Source organism: Chamaesiphon sp. (assembly GCF_041738855.1).
Classification (GTDB): Bacteria; Cyanobacteriota; Cyanobacteriia; order Cyanobacteriales; family Chamaesiphonaceae; genus Chamaesiphon.
In genome coordinates this window covers 1-2,385 of record NZ_JBGSPA010000083.1, presented here as the reverse complement: position 1 = coordinate 2,385, position 2,385 = coordinate 1, and the positions used below count along the sequence as shown (strand labels likewise).

General features: G+C 45.6%; 3 protein-coding genes and 2 pseudogenes. 3 read left to right on the top strand and 2 right to left on the bottom strand.

Translation table 11 applies throughout. The features are described 5' to 3' along the window. The first annotated feature begins 189 nt into the window (after nucleotides 1–189). Nucleotides 190–702, top strand: coding sequence for a tyrosine-type recombinase/integrase (locus ACEW9I_RS08310; protein WP_373539883.1), 513 nt, complete (start codon nucleotides 190–192; stop codon nucleotides 700–702). Between the two features lie 137 nt (nucleotides 703–839). On the opposite strand, the gene ACEW9I_RS08305 is transcribed toward ACEW9I_RS08310, so the two are convergent. Beyond that, the gene (locus ACEW9I_RS08305; RefSeq protein WP_373539882.1) at nucleotides 840–1,412 is read right to left on the bottom strand and encodes a hypothetical protein; all 573 of its coding nucleotides are present in this window, start codon (nucleotides 1,410–1,412) and stop codon (nucleotides 840–842) included. A gap of 99 nt (nucleotides 1,413–1,511) precedes the next feature. On the opposite strand from ACEW9I_RS08305, the pseudogene ACEW9I_RS08300 reads away from it, so the two are divergent. Together ACEW9I_RS08300 and ACEW9I_RS08295 are read left to right on the top strand one after the other, a co-directional pair. Further along, nucleotides 1,512–1,825, top strand: a pseudogene (locus ACEW9I_RS08300) (hypothetical protein); the annotation flags it as partial. Between the two features lie 12 nt (nucleotides 1,826–1,837). Further along, nucleotides 1,838–2,086: a GNAT family N-acetyltransferase gene (locus ACEW9I_RS08295; RefSeq protein WP_373539881.1), complete on the top strand. Its 249-nt coding sequence runs from the start codon at nucleotides 1,838–1,840 to the stop codon at nucleotides 2,084–2,086. Nucleotides 2,087–2,216: 130 nt separating this feature from the next. Here the strand turns inward: ACEW9I_RS08295 and ACEW9I_RS08290 are convergent. Then, nucleotides 2,217–2,385 (bottom strand): annotated as a pseudogene (locus ACEW9I_RS08290) (NADPH-quinone oxidoreductase); the annotation flags it as partial.

The window sequence follows — 2,385 nt, the reverse complement described above, 5'->3', positions numbered from 1 at the left end:
TTCACACCTGAGTTTGGTGGGAAGGACTTGCACCTTCATCAATCGGACAGTTCAAGCCTTGAAGTGCTACATGTCTGGTAGCCAGCTTGGTAAGGTTATTTACGGACTTGACCGTGATTCACTTACAACGAATCGCACTATGATTGCGGGTCGCTACAGTTAATCGATGGGATAGATCGATCGACAGTCATGGGCAAGCGGGATTATGCGATGCTGCGGTTGCTGTGGGACAATGCGCTCAGACGCGCTGAGGTATGCGGACTCGATCGTTTGGACTTTCGCCCTGGTGAGTCGAGACTGATGCTTAAAGGCAAAGGGAGAATCGATAAAGAACCGATCGATCTGGCTCCTGCGACAGTTGAGGCGATCTCGGATTGGTTTGCGAGTATGGGGGAGAGTAAGAGTCCAGCTCTATTTGTCTCTAGTCGGGATACACGGATAAGTGTCGATCGTCTCTATCAGATCGTTGGGGGACTGGCTGAGATGGCGGGGATCGATCGGGTGGTGAGTCCGCACAAGATTCGACATTCTAGTATTACGGCATTACTCGATCTTAATGGTGGGGATGTGAGATCTGCTCAGGCGCATTCTAGGCACAAGAACTTATCGACGCTGATTCGGTATGATGACGGGCGACAGCAGTTGCAGGGTAAGGCGGCGAAGACGCTGGCTGATGCAATTGTGGAGCGGGAGGTTGATTAGAAGATGGAATTGTATTTCTACAAATCAAGCTAGGATTACTTCTTGTCGATCCCTTTTTTTGGTACACCAATCTCGCCTGATTTGGGGCAAGTTTTGGATAAAAATGCTGTTTGCTGCTGTACTAAAAAAAAGTTGCCTCAAAAAGGGTGTTGAGTATGCTTTTCACTCGATGCCGCCTTCACCTTTTGCACAGTAGCAGGCGATACGCCAACTGCCAAAGCAGTTGCTCGAATCGATAAACCTCGTGCAAAGGCATCCAGAATCGCTACTGACGATGGTTTGGCTAGAAAATCATCATCTGTTATCGTACTACCACTTGGTCTGCCAACATGACCGCCCCATTGTTTTGCCCGCTCCATGCCAATTTTAATGGCCTGACGACGCTGTTGCGATCGTTCTACTGCTTCAATTTCGCATTCGATCTGGGATGGTAATCTATTTAATAGATCGCGTTCGATGTTGAATATCTCCTTTACTTCGATCCTTCTTAGTTCGCGTAAAACCGATTTACGCAGCTTTTCATCAAACTTAAAATATTCACTATGGGTAACGATTTGATAAAGATATCGTTCGTATTTATAGATAAAGTATCTCTCTAGACTACCACGATGCAACCAAGTACCTAAGATCTCGATTGCTACTGTTTCAAAGTGACCTTTGAGATCCAAATTTATTTCTATAACCCGCTCCGGTATCGTGCGCCCAGTCACGCCAATTTTATAGAATTCCTCACCATCTGCGCTAATTTTTAAATAATAAAGATGGTTGGATAATACTGCTCGAATCCGGTCGAGATAAATCTTTAAACTGCTTTTCGGCTGGCTGCTTTTTCGCTAACTCGCAGTCGTTCGGCTTTGGGGGCATTTTACCGTCGATTACGTTCTCGGTTGGGTGCCCTAAAGCCATCACTGCCACTGCACATAAGATCGCTCAAATCTTCTATAAGCTGTGGGTAACTGGTGGCAATTACTCTGACCCTGGCATGGATTACTATGAGCAGAAATATCACGAGCAAATTCTCCAACATCTAACACATAGAGCTGCTGCTCTTGGGCTGGAGCTTGTTCCCATCGAGCAGCAGCCCGCTGAGAATAACCCATCTGTTCCAGCCCCCGCTACATAAGCCTTCTGGCAAGTGTTTCTTGAAAGAGGCTTTGCCAACGCTGTTTTGCCAGATTATCGCGGACAAGACATTGGGACTAAGTTATTGACACAAATTTTAGCCACTGCGGAGATAAATTATCCAGCAGTAAGTCTGAGTGTTCTGGAGAATAATCCAGTTGTGCGACTATATGAGCGGACAGAATTTATGAAGATTCCAGGAAGCGAAGTTCTAAATCGAGCGGGTGAATCATCGTTTAACATGATGTATGAGTTTAGATGATGCTAGTACATGCCATCAAGATAACAATCCGAATACACATCAATATTCAGAAATTCTGTCAGGAAGGGCTAGTCACTCAAATAAACTCAACTGGTCTTGAGTGCTGAGATCGATCGAAATTAGCTGTAATTTAGCGATCGACCGAACCCATAATGATGTCGATACTACCGAGAATCACCACGATATCGGCAACTTTGACCCCTTTGAGCAGATGAGGGAGAATTTGGAGATTATTAAAATCAGCAGCGCGAATTTTCCACCGCCAGGGGAAGATACGATCCTCGCCGATGATAAATATC

Excerpts from the sequence above, each read along its gene's own strand:
- ACEW9I_RS08310 (WP_373539883.1), top strand. The coding sequence starts at position 190 with ATGGGCAAGCGGGATTATGCGATGCTGCGGTTGCTGTGGGACAATGCG.